14 protein-coding genes are annotated in these 21,208 nt (G+C 68.6%); 7 read left to right on the top strand and 7 right to left on the bottom strand.

Annotated elements, in window-relative coordinates:
- The first annotated feature begins 133 nt into the window (after positions 1–133).
- Entirely contained in the window at positions 134–580 is a 447-nt protein-coding gene (locus tag Q0654_RS09230; RefSeq protein WP_298853027.1) for a DUF192 domain-containing protein, read from the top strand.
- A gap of 51 nt (positions 581–631) precedes the next feature.
- Here the strand turns inward: Q0654_RS09230 and Q0654_RS09235 are convergent, their stop codons facing one another.
- Positions 632–829, bottom strand: coding sequence for a rubredoxin (locus Q0654_RS09235; protein WP_298853029.1), 198 nt, complete (start codon positions 827–829; stop codon positions 632–634).
- A gap of 77 nt (positions 830–906) precedes the next feature.
- On the opposite strand from Q0654_RS09235, the gene thiE reads away from it, so the two are divergent.
- Together thiE and hemL are read left to right on the top strand one after the other, a co-directional pair.
- Entirely contained in the window at positions 907–1,563 is a 657-nt protein-coding gene (thiE, locus tag Q0654_RS09240; protein ID WP_298853032.1) for a thiamine phosphate synthase, read from the top strand.
- A complete protein-coding gene (gene hemL / locus Q0654_RS09245; RefSeq protein WP_298853034.1) occupies positions 1,538–2,824 on the top strand; it encodes a glutamate-1-semialdehyde 2,1-aminomutase in 1,287 nt (428 codons plus the stop codon). The genes thiE and hemL overlap by 26 nt, the downstream gene beginning before the upstream one ends.
- 47 nt (positions 2,825–2,871) lie before the next feature.
- On the opposite strand, the gene Q0654_RS09250 is transcribed toward hemL, so the two are convergent.
- Complete coding sequence (locus Q0654_RS09250) at positions 2,872–4,098, bottom strand: acetylornithine/succinylornithine family transaminase (RefSeq protein ID WP_298853037.1); 1,227 nt, start codon at positions 4,096–4,098, stop codon at positions 2,872–2,874.
- A gap of 126 nt (positions 4,099–4,224) precedes the next feature.
- Here Q0654_RS09250 and Q0654_RS09255 point away from each other — a divergent pair, with 126 nt between their 5' ends.
- A complete protein-coding gene (locus Q0654_RS09255) occupies positions 4,225–5,349 on the top strand; it encodes an aminotransferase class I/II-fold pyridoxal phosphate-dependent enzyme (protein WP_298853039.1) in 1,125 nt (374 codons plus the stop codon).
- Positions 5,350–5,357: 8 nt separating this feature from the next.
- On the opposite strand, the gene ppc is transcribed toward Q0654_RS09255, so the two are convergent.
- Both ppc and Q0654_RS09265 read right to left on the bottom strand, forming a co-directional pair.
- The gene (ppc, locus tag Q0654_RS09260) at positions 5,358–8,111 is read right to left on the bottom strand and encodes a phosphoenolpyruvate carboxylase (RefSeq protein ID WP_298853040.1); all 2,754 of its coding nucleotides are present in this window, start codon (positions 8,109–8,111) and stop codon (positions 5,358–5,360) included.
- Between the two features lie 249 nt (positions 8,112–8,360).
- Complete coding sequence (locus Q0654_RS09265; RefSeq protein ID WP_298853042.1) at positions 8,361–11,351, bottom strand: EAL domain-containing protein; 2,991 nt, start codon at positions 11,349–11,351, stop codon at positions 8,361–8,363.
- Between the two features lie 517 nt (positions 11,352–11,868).
- Between Q0654_RS09265 and Q0654_RS09270 the strand changes: the two genes are divergently transcribed.
- Positions 11,869–12,714: a hypothetical protein gene (locus Q0654_RS09270; RefSeq protein WP_298853044.1), complete on the top strand. Its 846-nt coding sequence runs from the start codon at positions 11,869–11,871 to the stop codon at positions 12,712–12,714.
- Positions 12,715–12,851: 137 nt separating this feature from the next.
- Here the strand turns inward: Q0654_RS09270 and Q0654_RS09275 are convergent, their stop codons facing one another.
- Together Q0654_RS09275 and Q0654_RS09280 are read right to left on the bottom strand one after the other, a co-directional pair.
- On the bottom strand, positions 12,852–14,612 hold the full coding sequence (locus Q0654_RS09275) for a phosphoenolpyruvate carboxykinase (GTP) (RefSeq protein WP_298853046.1): 1,761 nt from the start codon (positions 14,610–14,612) through the stop codon (positions 12,852–12,854).
- Between the two features lie 307 nt (positions 14,613–14,919).
- Positions 14,920–15,504, bottom strand: coding sequence for a TetR/AcrR family transcriptional regulator (locus tag Q0654_RS09280; protein WP_298853048.1), 585 nt, complete (start codon positions 15,502–15,504; stop codon positions 14,920–14,922).
- Positions 15,505–15,786: 282 nt separating this feature from the next.
- Here Q0654_RS09280 and Q0654_RS09285 point away from each other — a divergent pair, with 282 nt between their 5' ends.
- Positions 15,787–18,258: an acyl-CoA dehydrogenase gene (locus tag Q0654_RS09285; protein ID WP_298853050.1), complete on the top strand. Its 2,472-nt coding sequence runs from the start codon at positions 15,787–15,789 to the stop codon at positions 18,256–18,258.
- 173 nt (positions 18,259–18,431) lie between these two features.
- On the top strand, positions 18,432–19,016 hold the full coding sequence (locus Q0654_RS09290) for a hypothetical protein (RefSeq protein ID WP_298853052.1): 585 nt from the start codon (positions 18,432–18,434) through the stop codon (positions 19,014–19,016).
- Between the two features lie 280 nt (positions 19,017–19,296).
- Here Q0654_RS09290 and trpE read toward each other — a convergent pair whose 3' ends face one another.
- A complete protein-coding gene (trpE, locus tag Q0654_RS09295; protein ID WP_298853054.1) occupies positions 19,297–20,772 on the bottom strand; it encodes an anthranilate synthase component I in 1,476 nt (491 codons plus the stop codon).
- Positions 20,773–21,208 lie beyond the last annotated feature (436 nt).

Consider the following 21,208-nt stretch of genomic DNA (forward strand, 5'->3'; position numbering starts at 1 on the left):
CGCCTCGTCCGTCCGAGCCGCCCACTATACCGCGATTTTTGTGGTTGTAAAGAGGGTGATGCAGGGAATCTTCCGATCGCCCATCCTTCGCCAAGGTCGCCCTCATCCACCACCTCGCCACGGAGCCCAAGCCATGCGCCTAGCGCTCGCCCTCGCGATCTCCCTGCTCGTCAGCGCCTGCCACGCACGACCCACCGCCTGGGTGGAGCTCAAGGGTCAACGCATCCATGTAGAAGTTGTCGACACCGAGCCGCTGCGGCAACTCGGCCTGATGCATCGGGAGTCCCTGCCGCCAGACCAGGGCATGCTGTTCGTGTTCGATCGCCCCCAGCGCCTTGCGTTCTGGATGAAGAACACGCTGATCCCGCTCGACATCCTCTACTTTGACGAGCAGCTGCGGCTGGTGTCCGTGTCGCGCAACGTGCCGCCCTGCAAGAGCGCCGTATGCCCCAACTACCCAAGTGCGGGGCCCGCGCTGTACACGCTTGAGCTCAATGCAGGCCAGGCTGCGCAGCTCGGCGTCGTGCGCGGTGACCCTTTGGTGCTCGGCCCGGGCATCCCTCTGCGCGGCAAGCCATGACGGCACCGGCGAGCGCGGCAACGCCGCCGCGCTCGCCGGTGGGCTCTCCGCTCAGGCCTGGATCTCGACCATCTCGAAGTCGGACTTGGTGACGCCGCAGTCAGGGCACAGCCAGGTCTCCGGAACGTCCTCCCAGGCCGTTCCGGGCGCGATGCCCTCGTCCGGGAGCCCGAGCGCCTCGCTGTAGATGAATCCGCATACGACGCACATCCAATGCCGCGCGCCAACCGCGGCTGCCTTCGTGCTCATGGTTTTCTGAACCTGTGTGGTGTAGGACGGCTGGTATTCTTTCACGCTCGCCGTGAGCAGCCCATGCGGTACCCGTTATGCCCACGCCCCTGCGCGGCGTCTACCTGATCACGCCCGACGTGACCGACACCCAGCGCCTGCTCGACCTGACCACTAACGCGCTCGCTGCCGGCGTTGCACTGCTGCAGTATCGCAACAAGCGGGCCGATACCGCGCTGCGCCGCGAGCAGGCGCAACTGCTCGCGGCGCTCTGCCAGCACCATCGGGTGCCCTTCCTGGTCAATGACGACGTCGCCCTCGCCGCCGAACTGGGGGTGGGCGTTCACCTTGGCGGCGGGGATGAAGACCTCGGCGTCGCCCGTTCGGCGCTTGGCCGGGCAGCCTTGATCGGCGCGTCCTGCTACGCGAGCCTGGGTCGCGCGCATCAGGCCTGCGCTGCCGGCGCCGACTATCTCGCCTTCGGCACCTTTGCAGCCTCCCCGACGAAGCCACTCGCCGCTCGCGCCGACCTTGGCCTGCTCGGGCAGGCTCGCGGGCTGGGGCGTCCACTTGTTGCGATCGGTGGCATCACACCCGCGCTCGCCCCAACCCTCGTCGCGGCAGGCGCTGATCTGCTCGCTGTCATTTCTAGCGTTTACGAGTCCGCCAGCCCGGCTGCCGCCGTGCGCGCGCTTCGCCAAGCCTTCCCCGAGTTCCAAGGAGATTCCGATGCAGAGCAACCACGCGCTGTTTGAGCGCGCCCAACAGCTGATGCCCGGCGGCGTGAATTCGCCGGTGCGCGCTTTCCGTTCGGTGGGCGGCGAGCCCTTCTTCGCCACGCGTGCCGAAGGGGCCTGCCTCTGGGATGTCGAAGGCCAGCGCTACATCGACTACATCGGCAGCTGGGGCCCGATGATCGCCGGGCATGCGCATCCCAAGGTGCTGGAGGCAGTGAGGCGCACAGCGGCGAATGGCCTCAGCTTCGGCGTACCCAATCCGCTGGAAGTCACCATGGCCGAGACCGTTGCCAGGCTCGTGCCCTCGATGGAGATGAGCCGCATGGTGAACTCGGGTACCGAGGCCACGATGTCGGCGATCCGCCTGGCGCGCGGCTACACCGGGCGCTCGCGGGTGGTGAAGTTCGAGGGCTGCTACCACGGCCATGGCGACGCCTTCCTGGTCAAGGCGGGCTCCGGAATGCTCACCTTCGGCGTGCCGACCTCGCCCGGCGTGCCCAGCGGGCTTGCCGATCTCACCCTCACCCTTGCCTACAACGACTTCGAAGCTGCGACGTCGCTGTTCGAGCAGCACGGCAGCGAAATCGCCTGCCTCATCATCGAGCCGATCGCCGGCAACATGAACTGCATCCTGCCCAAGCCAGGCTACCTGCAGCATCTCCGCGAGCTGTGCAGCCGGCACGGCGCGCTGCTGATCTTCGACGAGGTGATGACCGGTTTCCGCGTGGCTCTGGGCGGCGCGCAGGCGCTGTATGGGGTCACGCCGGACTTGAGCACCTTTGGCAAGATCATCGGCGGCGGCATGCCGGTGGGCGCCTACGGCGGACGCCGCGAGCTCATGTCGCAGGTCGCACCTTCGGGCCCGATCTACCAGGCGGGCACCCTGTCTGGGAATCCGGTGGCGATGGCCGCCGGTCTCGCCACCCTGGAGCTCATCCAGGCGCCCGGGTTCTACGAGGACCTGATGCGCAAGACCGATCTGCTCTGTGATGGCCTCGAGCAAGCCGCGCGCGAGGCCGGCGTCGAGGTCACCACCAATCGCGTGCCCGGCATGTTCGGCCTGTTCTTCACCGACCAGAAGGTGGAGAGCTTCGCCCAGGCGACGGCGTGCGACATCCCAGCCTTCAACCGCTTCTTCCACGGCCTGCTGAAGCGCGGCGTGTACTTCGCGCCGTCCGCCTATGAGGCCGGGTTCCTCTCGGCGGCGCACAGCGAGGCCGATATCGAGGCCACGCTGGCTGCGGCCCGCGAAGCGTTCAAGGAAGCGAAAGCTGCCTGAGGCTGCACCCGGAGCGGCGCGAACGCGTCGTTCCGGGTGCGCACGGTTCAGCCAAACACGGCCCGCAGCGCGCGCTCCAGCCGCAGCAGGCCCTCGGCCAGCTCATCCGCGCGGATGTTGAGCGCTGGCACGAAGCGGAGGACGCCAACGCCAGCGGAGAGGACCAGCAGTCCCTCGCCTGCCGCAGCGTCCAGCACTTCGGCCGCGCGCGCGGCGTGTTCTTCAATCAGCACGCCACCTTGCATCAATCCGCGGCCCCGCACACCGCTGAACACGCCAAGGCGGCTGTTGATGTCGTGCAGGCCGGCAACCAGCTGCGCGCCACGAGCTTCCACGTTCGCCAGCAGCTCGGGCGATTTCAACTTGGCCAGCGCCACCCGCGCCACGGCGGCGGCCAGCGGATTGCCGCCGAAGGTCGTGCCGTGGCTGCCGAAGCCCAGGCTCTCGGCCGCACGCCTGCCAACCAGTAGGGCACCGATAGGGAACCCCCCGCCCAGCGCCTTGGCCAGGCTGACGCTATCGGGCTCCAGGCCTTCGCCGTGGCAAGCGAACAGGCGGCCGGTGCGGCCCATGCCGCACTGGATCTCATCCAGCATCAGCAGCGCGCCGGTTTCATCGCAGCGGCGCCGCAGATGTGCGAGAAAGCCCGGTGCCGCAGGCATCACGCCGCCCTCGCCCTGGATGGGCTCGACCAGCACCGCGCAGACATCGGCGTCGAAGGCGGCATCGAAAGCGGCGATGTCGTTGAAGTCGACATAGCGGAAGCCGCCCGGCAGGGGCTCGAAGCCCTCCTGGTACTTGGGCTGCGCGGTGGCGGTGATGGCCGCCAGCGTGCGCCCGTGGAAACTGCCGCGAAAGGTGAGTATCACCCGCTGCGCCGGGGGCCTGCCTTGGGCTGCCGCGTGCTTGCGGGCAAGCTTGATCGCCGCTTCGTTGGCCTCCGCACCCGAATTGCACAGGAACACGCGCTCGGCAAAGCCCGAAGCCACAGCCAGCTCTTCGGCCAGGCGCACCGGCGGCTCGCTGTAGAAGATATTGCTGGTGTGCCAGAGCTTGCCGCTCTGCTCGATCAGGGCTGCACGCAGGTCCGGGTCGGCGTGGCCGAGCGCATTCACGGCGATGCCCCCGGCGAGATCGATGTAGTCGCGGCCAGCGCTGTCCCATACGCGCGAGCCCTCTCCGCGTTCCAGGATCAGCTCGCGCGGGCGATAGATCGGCAGGTAGCGACGACGCGCGGTAGCAAGCAGTTCGTCGACGGGCGCGTGGCTGGACATCGAAGCGGGTCTCTTGGGTGGGCGGGCCGCGCAGTATCGCAAAGCCGGGCGGCGGCTGACCTTCGACCATTGCCGCGCAGTGCGAGCGCGCACACACTGCGCGCGCCCGAACCCTCAGGACCGGCCATGCGCCTTGAAACCCGCGCCGTGCACATCGGCGCCGAGCCCGATCGCGAGACTGGCGCCCTGGCAGCGCCGCTGAACCTCTCCACCACCTTCCTGCACGCACCCGATGGCACCCAGGACCACGGCTACCTGTACCAGCGCGACAACAACCCGACCCAGGTGCGGCTGGAACACGCCGCCGCTGCGCTCGACGGCGCGGTCCGCAGCCTGCTGCTGTCGACCGGCATGGCCGCGGCGAGCTGCCTTCTGCAGGCGCTGCCGTCCGGCGGCAACGTGGTGTTCCAGCGCGACCTCTACCACGGGGTTCGCGAGCTGGCCGAGCACTGGCTGCCGCGCTGGGGCCTGAGCTCACGCTTCGTCGACGGCCGCGACTCCGCCTCCGTGCGCGCGGCAGTGGATGGCGAGACCCGTGCGCTCTGGATCGAAACGCCCTCGAACCCGCTGATGCAGGTGGTCGACATCGCCGCCTGTGCCGAGATCGCCAAGGCGAATGGCGCGCTGCTGGTGGTGGACAGCACCTTCGCCACGCCGATCCTGCAGCAGCCGATCGCGCTGGGGGCCGACGTGGTCATGCATTCGGCCACCAAGTACATGGGCGGGCATTCCGACGTGATGGGTGGGCTGCTCTGCTTCGCCCGCGACGACGCGCTGGCCGCGCGCTGCTACGAGGTGCGCAAGCTGCTCGGCGCCAGCGCCAGCCCCTTCAACGCCTGGCTGATCCTGCGCGGACTGCGCTCGCTGCCGGCGCGAATGGCCATGCACTGCGCGAACGCCGAGAAGATCGCTGCTGCGCTGGCCGCGCACCCTGCCGTTTCGGTGGTGCACTACCCCGGGCTCGCCTCGCACGCAGGCCACGCGCTGGCGGCGAAGCAGATGAAGCACCCCGGCGGCATGCTGAGCTTCGAGCTGGCTGAGGGCCGCGAGGCCGCGCTCAAGGTCGCCGGCAGCACGCAGCTGTTCCATTGCGCGACCTCACTGGGCGGCTGCGAGTCGCTGATCGAGCACCGCGCCTCGGTCGAGGGCCCGCATCCGGTCTCGCCGCAGGGTCTGCTGCGTGTCTCGGTGGGCCTCGAACACGCCGACGACCTGATCGAAGACCTGCAGCAGGCCCTGCACGGGCTGTAGTCGCGCGATCAGCCGGTGTTCTGCACGCCGGCGGCGATGCCGTTGACCGTGGCCACCAGCGCATGGAACAGCGCATCCTCCGGTCGCCCCGCCGCGCGCCAGCGGCGCAGCAGGTCGACCTGCAGCAGACTGATGGGATCGACGTAAGGATTGCGCAGACGGATCGAAAGCCGCAGCCGGCGATCGCCGGCCAGCAGTTCCTGCGCGCCTTTGAGTTCAAGCACCGCGCGCCGCGTGCGCTCCAACTCGGCCTCGATGCGCGGGAACAGGGCTGCGTGCAGCTCGCCGCCCGCCAGCTGCGAGTAGCGCGCGAAGATGTCGAGTTCGGTCTTGGCCAGCACCATCTCGACGTCATCGACCAGGGTGGCGAAGAACGGCCAGTCGCGCGCCATTTCGGCCATGGCCTCGATGCCCTTGGCCTCGATCGCGGCGGCCAGCCCGCTGCCGACGCCGTACCAGGCAGTGAGGTTGCAGCGGTTCTGCGACCAGGCGAACACCCAGGGAATCGCGCGCAGCGACTCGACGCCCGCCTGGCCGCCGGCCGCGCGCTTGGCCGGGCGCGAACCCAGCTTCAGGCGCTCGATTACATCGATCGGCGTCGCCTCCCGGAAATAGGGCACGAAGGCCGGCTCCTCGTGCACGAAGGCCCGGTAGACCCGGCGCGATTCGTTGGCGATCAGGGCCATGGCCTCGCGCCAGGCCGGCTCGCGCGGCTCGGGCGGGCGCGGGCGCGCGGTCGCGCGCAGGACCGCGCCAGCGGTCTGCTCCAGATTGCGCAGGGCCAAGGCGCGGATGCCGTACTTGCGATGGATGACCTCGCCCTGTTCGGTGAGGCGCAGGTAGCCGTCGACGCTGCCGCGCGGCGCGGCGATCACCGCGCGCTCGGTCTTGCTGCCGCCGCGGCTGGCCGAGCCGCCGCGACCGTGGAAGAACAGGATGCGCACGCCGCGCTCGGCGCCCAGCGCACAGAGCGCGATCTGGGCGCGCTGGATCGCCCAGCGCGAGGCCGCAAGCCCTGCATCCTTGGCGCTGTCCGAGTAGCCAAGCATCACCACCTGGCGCTCGCCGCGCGCCGCGACATGGGCGCGATAGACGGGATCCTCCAGCAGGGCCGCGACCACCTCGGGTGCCGCTGCGAGGTCGTCCACGGTCTCGAACAGCGGGGCGACGTCCAGCGGCACCCGGCCTTGCGCATCGGCATGACCGCCCATCCGCGCCAGCGCCAGCACGGCCAGTGCGTCGGCGGCGCTGCGGCTCATGCTGACGATATAGGGTCCGAAGGCCTCGGCGCCGTAGCGCGGGCGCAGGTCGGCCAGCTTGGCGAAGACATCGAGCACGCGCTGGGTGCCGGGCTCGGTGGAACTGCGCTTGCCGAGCTCGCCGCCGAGAAGTTCAGCGAGTCGCGCCGCCCGATTCTCGGCTGAGCGCTGCGGCCAGTCGGGATCGCCGAGCAGGTCAGCGAGCGCCGCATCATGCACGCGCGAGTCCTGGCGCTGGTCGAGGGTGGCCAGATGGAAGCCGAAGGCCTCGACCCGGCGCAGCAGGCGCCGCAGGGCGAAGAAGCCTGCGTGTTCGCCGCGCTGGCTCTTCAGCGAGTGGGCGATGAGGTTCAGGTCGTCCAGCAGGCCGGCCGGGCCGCGATAGCCCTCAGCAGCCTCGGCTTCAGTCGCCTCCAGTCGCAGGATCATCAGGTTCAGCAGCTGCCGGTAGGGCATGTCGTCGTGGCGCGAGCGCAGGTGCTGCGCGGCCTCGCCGAGGCGAGCGCGGTAATCGTCGATGCGCTTGAGCACGCGCGGATCCACGCCGATGCGGCTGGTCGACTGGGTCAGCAGGCCGGCAAGGTGGGCGAGATCGCCACGGTAGTTCGACAGGATCAGGCTGCGCTGCGCCGCCAGGCTGGCCTCGATGGTGTCGGCACCAACGAATGGATTGCCGTCCATGTCCCCGCCAACCCACGAGCCGAAGCGCAGGATCGGCGGCAGCGCCGGCAGCGGGCGTCCGTAGACGCTTTCCACCGCATCGGCGAGCAACTCGTGGAAGACCGGCAGGATCAGGTAGAGCACGTGGCCCAGGTAGTAGCTGACGTGCTCCAGCTCATCGGCCACCGTGGGCTTCTCGATCGCGTTCTCGGCGGTCTGCCAGCCGCTGGTGAGCGCCATGCGGATGCGCGCCAGATCAAGCCGCCGCTCGCCCGGAGTGCGCGAGCGGTCGAGGTCGTCGATCAACGCGCGGACGACCTCGGCTTCCTTTTCCAGCAGGGCGCGGCGCACGGCCTCGGTGGGATGGGCGGTGAACACCGGCTCGATGTGCAGGCGGCGGATCAGCGCCACCAGCTCGTCGAACTCGACACCCGCTGCCTTGAGCTCGCTGACCGCGGCCAGCAGGCCGCCAGGCTGCGGCGCGGCCGTGGCCTGCTTCTGGTAATCGCGGCGACGGCGGATGCGGTGGATGCGCTCGGCCAGGTTGACCACGCCGAAATAGGTGGCGAACGAGCGCACCAGTCCTTCGGCCTCGTCGAGAGGCAGGCCGTCGACCGCTGCGGCCAGCGCATCAAGGCCGTCGCCCTGCTCGCGGCGCTGGATGGCGAGGCGGCGCAGGGCCTCGACGCGCTCGAAGAAGGCCTCGCCCTCCTGGTCGGCAATCACTTCGCCCACCAGCGCGCCCAGCCGCTTCACGTCCTCGCGCAAGGGCTGATCGCTCTGCGGCAGATCGACTTCGCGCAGGGTTTCGGGTTCGGCGGCGAGGCTGGCGGGGCGGGACATCGCGGCTCCGGAAGTCTGTGCAGTGCAGCAGTGCACGCTAGCGCAGGCGGGCCGGGATGGGAATGGCGCCGCGTTGCCGGCCCGAGATGGCCTATCCGCGGCGCGTGATCCGGTACTCGCGGCTCCGCGATCAGGCGGCGCGTAAATTCAAGGGCGTTTGGCGAGCCAGTGACCGTGAAACTCGCGCGGCGCGCACCCGTCACGGGCGGCCAGAGGCGGCTACCGTAGGCGGACGGTTCTCACCTGCCCTCAGTCCGAGGCGAGTGATTCGCCCAGGATCGCCAGCGGGTTCGGCTCCGCCGCTGTGCCCGTGCGCGACGGCGCCAGCAGGCAGACGGGCTGCGGCAGACCCAGCAGGAAGCCTTGGCCATAGCGGCAGCCCAGTTCGCGGACGCGCGTCAACTGCGCCTGCGATTCAATGCCTTCGGCGACAACTTCCATGCCCAGCGAGGCGCCGAGCGCACAGATCGCGCGCAGCACGGCCAAGGCATTGCCCGGCTCCGCCTGGTCGACTGCCTCGACGAAGCTGCGGTCGATCTTGAGCACCTGCAGCGGAAACTGGTGCAGGTAGCTGAGCGAGGAATAGCCGGTGCCGAAATCGTCGAGCGCAAGCGATACACCAAGGGATCGAAGCTCGCCGAACAGGTGGCGCGCCAGTTCCGGCTGTTCGAACAGGCTGCGTTCGGTGACTTCGATTCGCAGCCGCTGGGGCGGCAACTCGTAGCGCGCCAGCATACGCGCCAGCTCGGGCACGAACTGCGCCGAGCGCAAATGACGAGCCCCGACATTGATGCTGACGTAGCCGCCGCCGGCGATCAGCTGCCAGGCCTGGGCGAACACCAGCTCGTAGATCTGCCAATCGATGGCTTCCAGCAGGCCGGACTCCTCGGCCTGGGTCAGGAAGTCCGCCGGCGCCAGCAGGCCGCGCTGCGGGTGTCGCCAGCGCAGCAGGGCTTCGTAACCTGCGATCTGGCCGCTGTCGAGGTCCAGGATCGGCTGGAACACCGGCTCGAACTCGCTGCGCACCAGGGCGCGCCGCAGATTGCCCTCCAGCTCCAGCTGCAGCAGGGCCTCGCGGCGCAGCGCCTCGTCGAACAGCTCGAAGCGCCGGCGGCCGTTCGCCTTGGCACGGTACAGGGCGACATCGGCGTCGCGCAGGAGTTCGGCGGCGGTCCGGTAATGCGGCTGTGCCAGCACGATGCCGATGCTGACCGAGCTGTAGAGCTCCTTGCCGCCCGCGCGGATGGGCACGTCCATGGCCGCGATGATGCGCGCCGCGGCTTCCGTGGCCTGGGTCTCGGCCTCGACGCCCTCGATCAGGATCGCGAACTCGTCGCCGCCGAGACGCGCGATCGTGCCGCGCCGACCGACGCTGGCCGCGATCCGCGCGCCGGCCTCCTTCAGCAGCTCATCGCCAACCAGATGGCCCACCGAGTCATTGACCACCTTGAAGCGATCAAGATCGAGGAACAGCACCGCGAAGCAGTCGGCCTGCCCACGCCCGTAGCGCTGCAGGGCTTCGTCCAGCCGGGTCATCAGATAGCTGCGGTTCGGCAGACCGGTGAGCGCGTCATGCAGGGCGGCGTGCTTCAGCTGCCACTCGATGCGCTCGCGCTCGGTGATCTGCTGGCGAAGGTCGCGATTGGCCTCGAACAGGGCCTCGGTGCGCTGTTCGACGCGGCGCTCCAGCTCCGCATAGGCGTGCCGCAGCGAATCGGTCGCGCGCTTGCGCTCCAGCGCATTGGCGATGTGGTAGGAAACGAAGGTCAGCAGCTCCTGGTCGCGCCGCTGGTAGCCGCGTGCATCGTCGTAGCTCTGCACGGCGAGCACGCCGACCGTGGTGCTGGCGCAGGTCAACGGAACGCCCAGCCAGATCTGCGCCTGGGTGCCAGAGGACTCGACCTCGCCGCTGCGCTGCAGGGCATTGATGGCGGCACGATCAGCGAGAACGGCGCGCCCGGTGCGCAGGACGTACTCGGTCATCCCGCGCGCCATACGACGCGCCGGACGCTTGCGGTCGAACTGGTCGACCGAATAAGGAAAGCTGATTTCCTCGCGCGCCGCATCATGCAGGGCGATGTAGAAGTTCTCAGCGAACAGCAGCTCGCCCACCACCCGGTGCACGGCGCCGAAGAAGTCCTCAAGGCTGCCGCCCGAGGATCCGAGTTCGGCGATCCTGAACAGCGCGGCCTGCAGCCGATCGGCGCGATGGCGCTCCTCGATCTCAGCGCGGAGCGCCTCATTGGCAACACGCAGCTCGTCGGTGCGCTGGCCGACCCTGCGCTCCAGCTCTTCGTGGGCGAGCTTGCGCTCCAGCGCTGTCGCGATGTGCTGTGCCACATAGGTCAGCAGGGTGCGGTCGCGCTCGCTGTAGCGTCGCTCGGGGTCGTAGCTCTGCACCACGACCACGCCGAACACTTCGCCGCCACGCTGCAGCGGCACCCCAAGCCAGTCCAGCGACTGCGGACCAAAGCTGCAGGAGCGCTCGGGCAATCCCACCTGGCGCAAAAGGTCGCTGGAGGCACCCATCAGCGGCTTTCCCCGCCGGAAGACCTGGTCGGTCAGCGAGCCGAGATAGTCCTGGCGCGGGATGGGCGTTCCGATGGGGGGGCCTTCGCGGTCTTCGGTATCGCGGAAATAGGGAAAAACCAGGGCATCGCGCTCGACATCGAGCAGGGCGATGTAGAAGTTCTCGGCGTACATCAAGCCACCGAGGATGGCGTGGACGCCGGCAATCAGCTCGCTGGCCGCGCCTTCGCCGCTGGCGAGGTCGGCGATCGAGAACAGCGCCCGCTGCAGCTGCTCGGCTTCGGCCAGCCGCGCCAGCACGCTCTGCAGGCGATCTACCTCCAAAGCCGCAGGCAGCCCGGCTCGCAGCACGCGCTCCAGCCCTTCCAGCTCGTCATTCGCCGGCACCGGCCCGGCCTGCCAGACGAAGGTCAGGTGCAAGGGCTCGGGCGTCAGGCCGATGAGTGCGTGCTCGATGGCGCCGCCCTTCGCTTCAGCCGCCTCTCCGGCCCCACGCAGCAGATCACCCGGCAGTTGAACCTCGGCCTCCAGAGGCGACTCGCCCCGGCAATGCAGCGAAAGCTTCAGCCCGCGCCGCCCGACCGCCAGAGTCTCCAGGCCGCGCAGCAGAACCTCGCATACTCCCGGGCAGTGTGCCGGCGCTTGCGCAGCCTCGCGGACCAGGGGCATGGTGCCCTCGCCCAACTTGTCTGCGCCGTTCCAGGAAGCCATGGGCTGCGTCTGTACCCGAAGATTGAGAAAGGCCCGCGCGACACGGGAATCGATCCTGCGGCCACGGCTCCAGGCCAGTGGCAGTGCATGCTCGCACGCGATCGCCGCCCGATTATGCGGGGTTTTGAGGGGCGTGCCATCCCGCGCGCGCCAGGTGCCTGGCCTCCAAGAACGGGCTTTGCGGTCGGACGCGCTGGGCTGCGACCGGGGCTTCGGCAGCACTCGTCATACACACACCTGATGCCTTTCGATTCCGTTATCTGCGGGTTAAACTGCCGGCCAGACTTGAACTCTGCAGCTGTTCTGGTGTCCGCACCGGACGCAGCTTCAGGCACCACCGCGGCATACGACGCGACGGCACCAATCACTTCCCAGCCCCGGGTCAGCACTGACAGTGAGCACTCGCCCCGCCCTCTCCAGCCTTGCACTGACCTTCGGGTCGGTTCTTTGCTGCAGCACTGCGGGCGCGGTCGAAGAGGCGCTGCCGCGCGCGGAGACGGCCTCGGAGCGCGTGCTCATGCAGGCAGAACGCGACATGGAGGCCTCCGAGGGCAGCCTGCTGGATCGCATGCTGGGCATCGCGAGCAGCCTGGGGCGCAACAGCCAGCGGCCCGTGCGGGCGAACGCCGAAAGCCGCGGCATGCAGGCGCTTGGGCTCTCGCCCAGCCAGCCGGGGCTTGCGATCCTGTGCGCCAGTGGGGATGCCGGCATGCTGGGGTTCAGCGAGCAATGCATGCTGGCGCGACTTGAGATCGACTCAGCCTCCCTGCCCGGCTACGGCAGCGGCGTGGGCGTCTCCGGAGCATGGTTCATTGAGCGCGCCGGTATCGACGTCAACTACGGCCTGTCGTGGCTCAGCGTGCAGGCGCCGCAGCAGTCCGGCTCCCGGTCCGCGCGCTGGAATGCACTGCCCGGACTCTCCGAGGTCACGCCGCTACATCTGGCGCTGCCGCTCGCGGAATCGGACGCCCGCGTGCTGCAGCTTGGCGCCGAGGTGGGGTTGGGCTCGGAGGGCTGGCTGCGGATCGACGCGCAGAACCTGCGCAGCCAGGGCCGCACCGTCGACCTGTGGGGCACTTCGGTGCCGGTGTACGAGAGTGACGCCCTGCGGCTGTCGGGCGGGAGCGGCGCCTTCAGCAGCAGCCTGACGGCCCGCCTGCTCGAGTTCCGCGGCCTGCCTGGCGTCCTCAACAGTCTGGACCTCGGAATTTCCTGGCGTACGCCCTGGCGCGGTGAGTTGACCGTCGGTGCAACACAGTACTGGACACGCGGCGACACCAGCGCGTGGCCCCTGCGTGAACTGCCTCCCGCCGAAGAAACCAGCGGCCGCGTGCCCTACGTGCGCTACCAGCAGGACCTGTAGTGCAGCGATCCAGAGCGCGCGCGTGCCGCGACCTGCGCCTGATGCTGTTCCGCTAGCCCTGTTCCGTTTGAGCTGTCCTGCCGGCGCCACCCGCTGCGTCCCGGCGCGCAGCGCACGGGGACGCGATCATGGCCGGATCAGGCAGCCTTGCGCGCGCGCAGCAGGGCCTGCCTTTGCTGCAGGGCCTCAAGCAGTCCGGCTGGCGTGCGCGGCCCCAACTCGCGCAGGAACTGCTCGACCTCCTGCAGCTCGCGCTGCCAGCCCTCGGCATCGACCGACAACAATGCATCGAGCTCGGACGCGGCAAGCTGCAGACCTTCCGTACGCAGGCCGGTGCCCGTTGGCAAACGGCCGATCGGTGTCTCCACGCACTCGGCGCGCCCCTCGCAGCGCGCGATGATCCACTCCAGCACGCGCATGTTCTCGCCGAAACCCGGCCACAGGAACCTGCCGTCCGCGCCCTTGCGGAACCAGTTGACGTTGAAGATCTTCGGCAGGCGCGCAGTTTCTAGGTCGAAACTGAGCCAGTGGCCGAAGTAATCGGCGAAGTTGTAGCCGCAGAAGGGCTTCATCGCCATCGGGTCGCGGCGCACGATGCCAACCGCACCGGTGGCTGCAGCGGTGGTTTCCGAGGCCATCGAGGCGCCCATCAGCACGCCGTGGGTCCAGTCCTCGGCCTCCATTACCAGCGGCACCAGGCTGGCTCTGCGGCCACCGAAAATGATGGCCGAGATCGGCACGCCAGCGGCGTTCTCGGCTTCGGCGCTGTAGCTCGGGCACTGTTTGGCGCTGACCGTGAAGCGCGAGTTCGGGTGTGCCGCGGGGCCCTTGGCGGGATCGAAGGCGCGCCCCTGCCAGTCCTTGGCTGGCGTGCCTGGCAGGCCTTCCCACCACGGCTGGTTGTCGGCGGTGACACCAGTGTTGGTGAAGATCGCATCGCGGCCGAGCATTGCCAGCGCGTTGGGGTTGGTCGCCTCGCTGGTGCCCGGAGCGACTCCGAAGAAGCCCGCCTCGGGATTGATCGCATACAGCCGGCCGTCGGCGCCCGGCTGCATCCAGGCGATGTCGTCGCCAATCGTGGAGATTTTCCAGCCTTCGCGGCGGTAGCCCTCGGGCGGAATCAGCATGGCGAGGTTGGTCTTGCCGCAGGCGCTCGGGAACGCCGCAGCGATGTAATGGGTGTCACCCTTCGGCGTCTCTACGCCCAGGATCAGCATGTGCTCGGCAAGCCAGCCCTCGCTGCGGGCCTGGTGGCTGGCGATGCGCAGGGCGTGGCATTTCTTGCCCAGCAGGGCATTGCCGCCATAGCCGGAGCCGTAGGACTGGATCTCCAGGTCCTCGGGGAAATGCATGATGAAGCGGCGCTCCGGATCGAGCTCGCCGGTGGAGTGCAGGCCCTTGACGAAGCGGCCCTCGCGCTCGATCCGGCGCTGCGCATCCGCGCCCATGCGGGTCATCAGGCGCATGTTGACGACCACATAGGGACTGTCGGTGATCTCGACACCGCAGCGCGACAGCGGCGAATCGATGGGCCCCATGCAGTAGGGCACGACGTAGAGGGTACGGCCCTGCATGCAGCCCTCGAACAGGGCCTGCATCTTCGCGCGGGCTTCGTCGGGGGCCATCCAGTTGTTGTTGGCCCCAGCCTCGTCGCGCTCGCGCGTGCAGACGAAGGTCAGGTGCTCGACGCGGGCCACATCGGAGGCGTTCGACCGGTGCAGGTAGCAGTCCGGATGGGTGTCGGGGTTCAGCGCCAGCAGATCGCCGCTTTCGAGCATCAGTGCGGTCAGACGCTTATGTTCGGCTTCGCTGCCGTCGCACCAGTGGATGGCATCGGGACGCGTGAGCTGGGCAACCTGCCCAACCCACTGGTTGAGCGCTGCGAGCGTGCTGGACATGCAAGGGCTCCATTGCCGGCCGCCGGGTCACCGTCGCGGTGACCGCCAGGCAGCGGCCGATTCGGGCTGCAGACCTTAGCCAGACCAGTTCGACCGAACAAGTCCAATACCAGTCCAGTGCCTGGACCGGGGCCCATGGGAAACCGGTGACATCGTTGCCGGGGCTGGATTGCCGTCGACAGGCCGAACATCGATGTTACGTGCGCCAGAGAGCCCGGGAGCCCCTGCCGAGCGGCGTCCACTGCGCTGCTTGGTTCAGCGGCCGAGCAATTTCCGCGGCGGAAGGCGTGCTCAGCCCGGAACGCACTCAGCCCGGAATCAGAGTCGACATGACATGGGCCAGATACTCGTCGAACTCCTCGTGCCGCATGCGCGGCTGGCCCAGCTGCAGCGACAGCTGCAGAAAGCCCACGTAGGCGGCATACGTGAGTCGAGCGCGGTGCTGGGCCTCGATGCGCGGCAGCCCGACCTGGCGGTAGGCCAGGGTCAGCCAATCCATGCGGCGCGCCGACACGCGCTGCATCACCGGCTGCACCACGGCGTGGTCCATGGCCTTCAGCAGCTCGGAATAGATGGCATGCGAGGCGGTCTGCGTGCCGACCAGCCGGAACAGCTGCTCCAGCCGGCTGCGCGGGTCCTCGATGCCTTCGAGCTGGGCGAACACTTCCTCCAGCTCACGCTGCTCCCAGCGCTCCAGGGCCGCCCGCAGCAAGGCCTCGCGTGACGGGAAGTGCCAGTAGAAGCTGCCCTTGGTGACGCCCAGTCGACGCGCCAGCGGCTCGACGGCCACCGCGGCAACGCCCTGCTCGGCGATCAGGTCCAGGGCACCCTGGGCCCAATCGTTCGCGGAAAGCCGCGGCGCCTTGTCAACTTTCTTGGAGGGGGCGTTCATTCAGCGGAGTGTAGCGGGCAGCCCCCGCCTTGCAAATCCGCATTGTCCCCGGGCATGACCCGTTTTCCGCACGCGAATCAATGCACTGCGACATTTCACCCAATCCATACGCTCGCGTATTGATTCGCGGACAGGCTGCCAACATACTTCGCGGTACGTTCGCCGCCGCCCGCGGCGATCGCGTCGTGTCTCGTGCCCGGGCTCGAATCGGGGCGCGTAGGCTGCGACGGTCGCACCCTCGCCTCGCGGAACATCCGCGCCGGACTGCATCGGAGCATCGCCATGAGCATCCTGCTGCCCTTCCTCGCCCTGCTGGTCGCCGGCCTCGCCGCGGCCTACTTCCGAACCAACCTCAAGACCTGGGCCGCGCTCAGCGTGGCTGCCCTGGTGGCTGCCGTGCTGCTGCAGGCGAGTGTGGTCGCCACGGTCATCGCCGGCCTGCTGTTCGCCGCGATCGGCGTGCCGCTGCTGCACACGCCGACCCGCCGCCACAAGATCACCGCCTCCCTGCTGAAGATCTACACCCGCATGCTGCCGCAGCTCTCGGACACCGAGAAGACGGCGCTGGAAGCCGGCACGGTGGGCTGGGAAGGCGAGCTGTTCTCGGGCCTGCCGAAGTGGAAGCAGCTGCTGGCCCAGCCCAAGCCGGAACTCACCGCCGAGGAGCAGGCCTTCCTCAACGGCCCCTGCGAAGAGGTGTGCCGGATGACCAACGACTGGGAGGTCAGCCACGAGCGCGCTGACCTGCCGCCGCAGGTCTGGGACTACCTCAAGAAGCACAAGTTTTTCGGAATGATCATCCCGCGCGAATACGGCGGCCTCGGCTTCTCGGCCTTGGCGCATTCGCGTGTGCTGCAGAAGCTGAACTCGGCTTCGGCCACGCTGGGCTCGACGGTCGCCGTGCCAAACTCGCTGGGCCCCGCCGAACTCCTGCTGCACTACGGCACCGACGAACAGAAGAACCACTACTTGCCGCGCCTGGCCGACGGCCGCGAGATTCCCTGCTTCGCGCTGACCGGGCCGTCGGCCGGTTCTGACGCGACCTCGCTGCCCGACTACGGCATCGTCTGCGAAGGCGAGTGGGAAGGCGCCAAGGTCGTCGGCGTGCGGCTCACCTTCGACAAGCGCTACATCACCCTGGCCCCGGTCGCGAGCGTCGTGGGCCTCGCTTTCCGTCTGCACGATCCCGATGGCCTGCTGGGCGACGAGAAGGATCGCGGCATCACGCTCGCGCTGATCCCACGCAACACGCCAGGCATGGAAATCGGCCGCCGCCACTTCCCGCTGAACGTGCCCTTCCAGAACGGCCCTGTCCGCGGCAAGGACGTGTTCCTGCCGCTGTCGGCACTGATCGGCGGCGAGAAGATGATCGGCGAAGGCTGGCGCATGCTGGTTGAATGCCTGTCGGTGGGCCGCGCGATCTCGCTGCCCTCGGCCGGCACCGCCGGCGTCAAGATGGGAGCGCTCGTCACCGGCGCCTATGCGCGCATCCGCAAGCAGTTCGGCCTGCCGATCGGTCGCTTCGAGGGCGTTGAAGAAGCCCTGGCACGCATTGCCGGCCGCGCGTATGCGATCAGCGCCCTGTCCGAATCCACCGCCGCCGCCGTGGACCGCGGCGAGAAGCCCTCGGTGCCGTCGGCGATCGCCAAGTACCACGCCACCGAGACCTATCGCGAAGTCATCAAGGACGCGATGGACGTGCACGGCGGCAAGGGGATCATCCTCGGGCCGCGCAACTACCTGGGCCGCGCCTGGCAGGGCTCGCCGATCTCGATCACCGTCGAGGGCGCCAACATCCTCACCCGCAGCATGATGATCTTCGGACAGGGCGCGATCCGCTGCCATCCCTGGGTGCTGAAGGAAATGCAGGCTGCCCAGCATCCGGATCCGGCGACCCGGCTGAAGGATTTCGACCGCACCCTGTTCGGCCATATCGGCTTCGCGATCTCCAACGCGGCGCGCAGCCTGATCCTTGGCCTGACCGGCGCGCGCATCGGCCTGGTGCCGGGTGACGCCTACACGCGCCGGTTCTATCGCCGCATGAACCGCTACTCGGCCAACCTGGCGCTGGTGGCCGACACCTCGATGCTCACCCTGGGCGGCAAGCTCAAGTTCAAGGAAAGCCTGTCGGGCCGCCTGGGCGACGTGCTCAGCCTGCTCTACATCGGCTCGGCGATCCTGAAGCGCTATGAGGACAACGGCCAGCCCGCTGGCGACCAGCCCCTGCTGGCCTGGGCGATGTTCGACATCAACCACCGCATCGAGCTCGCCCTTTCGGCGGCGTTGCGCAACTTCCCGATCCGTCCGGTCGGCTGGGCGCTGTGGCTGCTGGTCTTCCCCTGGGGCCGCCGCGCGCAGGCGCCGTCGGATCGCCTCGGCCACCGCGCCGCTGCCCTGCTGATGACCCCGTCCGATACCCGCGACCGCCTGTGCGAGGGCGTGTTCATCACGCCCTGCGAGAACAACCCGGCGGGTCGCGTCAATGCCGCCCTGCCGCGCGTGATCGCCGCCGAGCCGGTCGAGCGCAAGCTGGTCAAGGCGATCAAGGCCGGCGAAATCAGTGCGCTGGACGCCGACGAGCAGCTCAACGAGGCGCGCCTGAAGGGTGTGCTCAGTGCGGAGGAGGTCAATCTGCTGCGCGAGGTCCGGGTGCTGATCGAGGACGTGATCGGCGTCGACGACTTCGATCCGGCCGATCTCGAATCCGCGGCGATGGCGCGACGTCGCGCCAAGGGGCTGGACCAGGCGGCCTGAGTCCAAGCCGTTCAAGCAGCAACCCACAGCCCCCGCCCCGAGCGGGGGCTGTGCGTTTGGCCGGTCGCGGATGAAAGCGCCGGCGTAAACAAACATCAAGTCGACACCGGCTTACCGGGGGTTTAACGCCGCGGGTGGTCTCCTATGAGCCGGTCATGCGCAAGGAGCGCTCCATGGCACGCACACCGCGACTGGTTTCCCTGCTGCGTTCGGTGCTGGAAGACGGCATCCGCGGTCCCAAGCCCGATCTGGCCTGGCTGGCCCGCGAGCTTGGCGCCTTGGTGCATCTCGGGTCGGACGGCCGCTACGAGCAGCAGCTGAACGGCCTGCGCGGCCGCGCCAAACGGGGCTTCACCCGCCTGCTGATCCTCGACTCCAAGCGCCCGGCCTTCAGCGCCACCCTCCTGATTTGGCCGCCTGGCCACGTCACGCCAGTCAATTCGATGAGCGGTGACTACGGCATGGAGCTCGTCCTGCAGGGTTCGCTGGAGGTACAGGAATACGCCATCGGCGGCGACGGCGAGCCGCCCAGCCAGCGCAAGATCACCTGGCTGGGCGAAAGCGATGCGCTGTGGTTCGAGCGCAGCGAGAACCTGGCCCACCGCTGTCGCAATCTCAGCAGCCAGAACTGGGCGATCACCCTGCATCTGCACGGGGGCGCCCTGCCCCGCTATCGGCTGTTCGAGCGCACCGAAGGCGAGAAGCGCTGGCGCGTGCGGCCACGGATCGCGCGGGTGCATGGGCGGGTGATGGTGTAGGCGCGCCTGCGGCGCGCCGGGCAGCATCGCCCGCGTGAAAGTTCGCGGTGAGCCGTGCACTGGAACAACCGGGCTGCTTTGGACAATGGCTTCGGCCTTGGTGCGCCACAGGCGCACCCTACGAGTCTTGGGACACGTTGCGCACATCAACGCCCCAAGCATCATGCGCGTAGGGTGCGCCTGCGACGCACCGCGACGCTCAAGGACCCACGCCCGTCGACGCGTGACATACCGACTACTTCGCATGTCGCGTGTTCGCAGCGCCCCCCAACGTGCGGCGCTACAGCCCTCCCGCCGCCCGCGCCACCGCGCGGAACAGGGCGCGCCCTTTGTTGAGCGTCTCCTCCCACTCCTTCTCCGGATCGGAGTCGAAGACGATGCCGGCGCCGGCCTGCACGTGCAGGCGACCGTCCTGGATCACCGCGGTGCGGATGGCGATTGCGGTGTCGGCATCGCCATGCCAGCCGAGGTAGCCCACGGCGCCCGAATAGATGTTGCGCTTGACCGGCTCCAACTCCTGGATGACCTCCAGCGCGCGGATCTTGGGAGCGCCGCTGACCGTGCCGGCCGGGAAGGTCGCACGCAGCACGTCGCCGAAATCCAGACCGTCGGCCAGATCGCCCTCGACCTGGCTGACGATGTGCATCACGTGCGAATAGCGCTCGATGATGAACTGGTCGGGCAGGCTGACGCTGCCGGTCCTGGCGACGCGGCCGACATCGTTGCGGCCAAGATCGATCAGCATCAGATGCTCGGCGCGCTCCTTGGGGTCGGCCAGCAGGTCGGCTTCCAGCGCCGCGTCTTGTTCAGGCGTGGCGCCACGCGGGCGGGTGCCAGCGATCGGGCGCAAGGTGATGCGGCCCTGCTCCAGACGCACCAGGATCTCCGGCGAGGAGCCGACGATCTGGGTACCGCCGAGATCGAGGAAGTACATGTAGGGCGAAGGGTTCAGCGCGCGCAGCGCGCGGTACACATCCACCGGCCGTGCCTTGAACGGGATCGACATGCGCTGCGACAGCACTACCTGGAAGATGTCGCCGGCGCGGATGTAGTCCTTGCAGCGGTCAACCGCGGCGAGAAAGCCCTCCTTGGTGAAGCCGCTGACGAAGTCGGACTCCGACACCGTCGACGGATCCAGCACTTCCGGATAGCTCGGCGCGCCCATGCGCAGGCGATGGGTGAGTGCATCCAGCCGGCGCACACCACGCGCATAGGCCTGCGGCTCGGCGGTATCGACGTGCACGACCAGGAAGAGCTTGCCGTGCAGGTTGTCGAAGACCGCGACTTCCTCGCTCAGCATCAGCAGCGCATCCGGCGTACCCAGCATGTCGGGCGTGTCGGAGGCCGCGAAGCGCGGCTCGATCCAGGCGATCGTCTCGAAACCGAAGTAACCGACCAGGCCGCCGGTGAAGGCCGGCAGGCCCGCGAGCTTCGGCACTTTGAACGAGGCGCGCAGGGCTTCGATCTCGGCCAGCGGATCGGACAGCTCGCGGGTCTCGACCACCGCCCCGCAGTCCTCGACGCTGAGCGTATTGCCGCGCAGGCTGAAGACGCGCCGCGCCGGCAGGCCGATGATCGAATAGCGCGCCCAGTTCTCGCCGCCCTGCACCGACTCGAACAGGTAGGAGTACGGCCCATCGGCCAGCTTCAGGTAGACCGACAGCGGCGTGTCGAGATCGGACAGCAGCTCGCGCACCAGCGGGATGCGGTTGTAGCCCTGGGCGGCGAGCGAATCGAATTCGGCGGCGGTGATCACGTGTGCGTGGACTTGCAGCTTGGAGGCCGCGGAGTATGCCAGCGCCGTTCCGGGCGCACGGTGCAGGCGCAGGGACGGGGCGCAAATCGACTTGACGCGAGCCCGAGACCATCGGGCTCTGCAAAGGGTCTCCCTGGCCCAACCGCTCCGCATAGGGTGGGCCCTGGCCCACCATGGCCTGCAGGCTCGCCAAGCCTGTTGATGTTGATCGATGCAACGCCACGCCACGCCTGCGGCGGAGCACTACCGAGGCGAGAGTCTCGCCCATGGTGGGCCAGGGCCCACCCTATCAAGCGGCGCGTTTGCGCGGCATGCCGCGCAAACGCGCCGTCTGCCTTCGGCCCCGGCCCTCGCGCACAGCGCTCGGGCGTTCGACGGCGCGCGCGGCATGCCGCGCAAACGCGCCGTCTGCCTTCGGCCCCGGCCCTCGCGCACA

It is taken from the genome of uncultured Aquimonas sp., from assembly GCF_937888285.1.
Classification (GTDB): Bacteria; Pseudomonadota; Gammaproteobacteria; order Xanthomonadales; family Xanthomonadaceae; genus Aquimonas.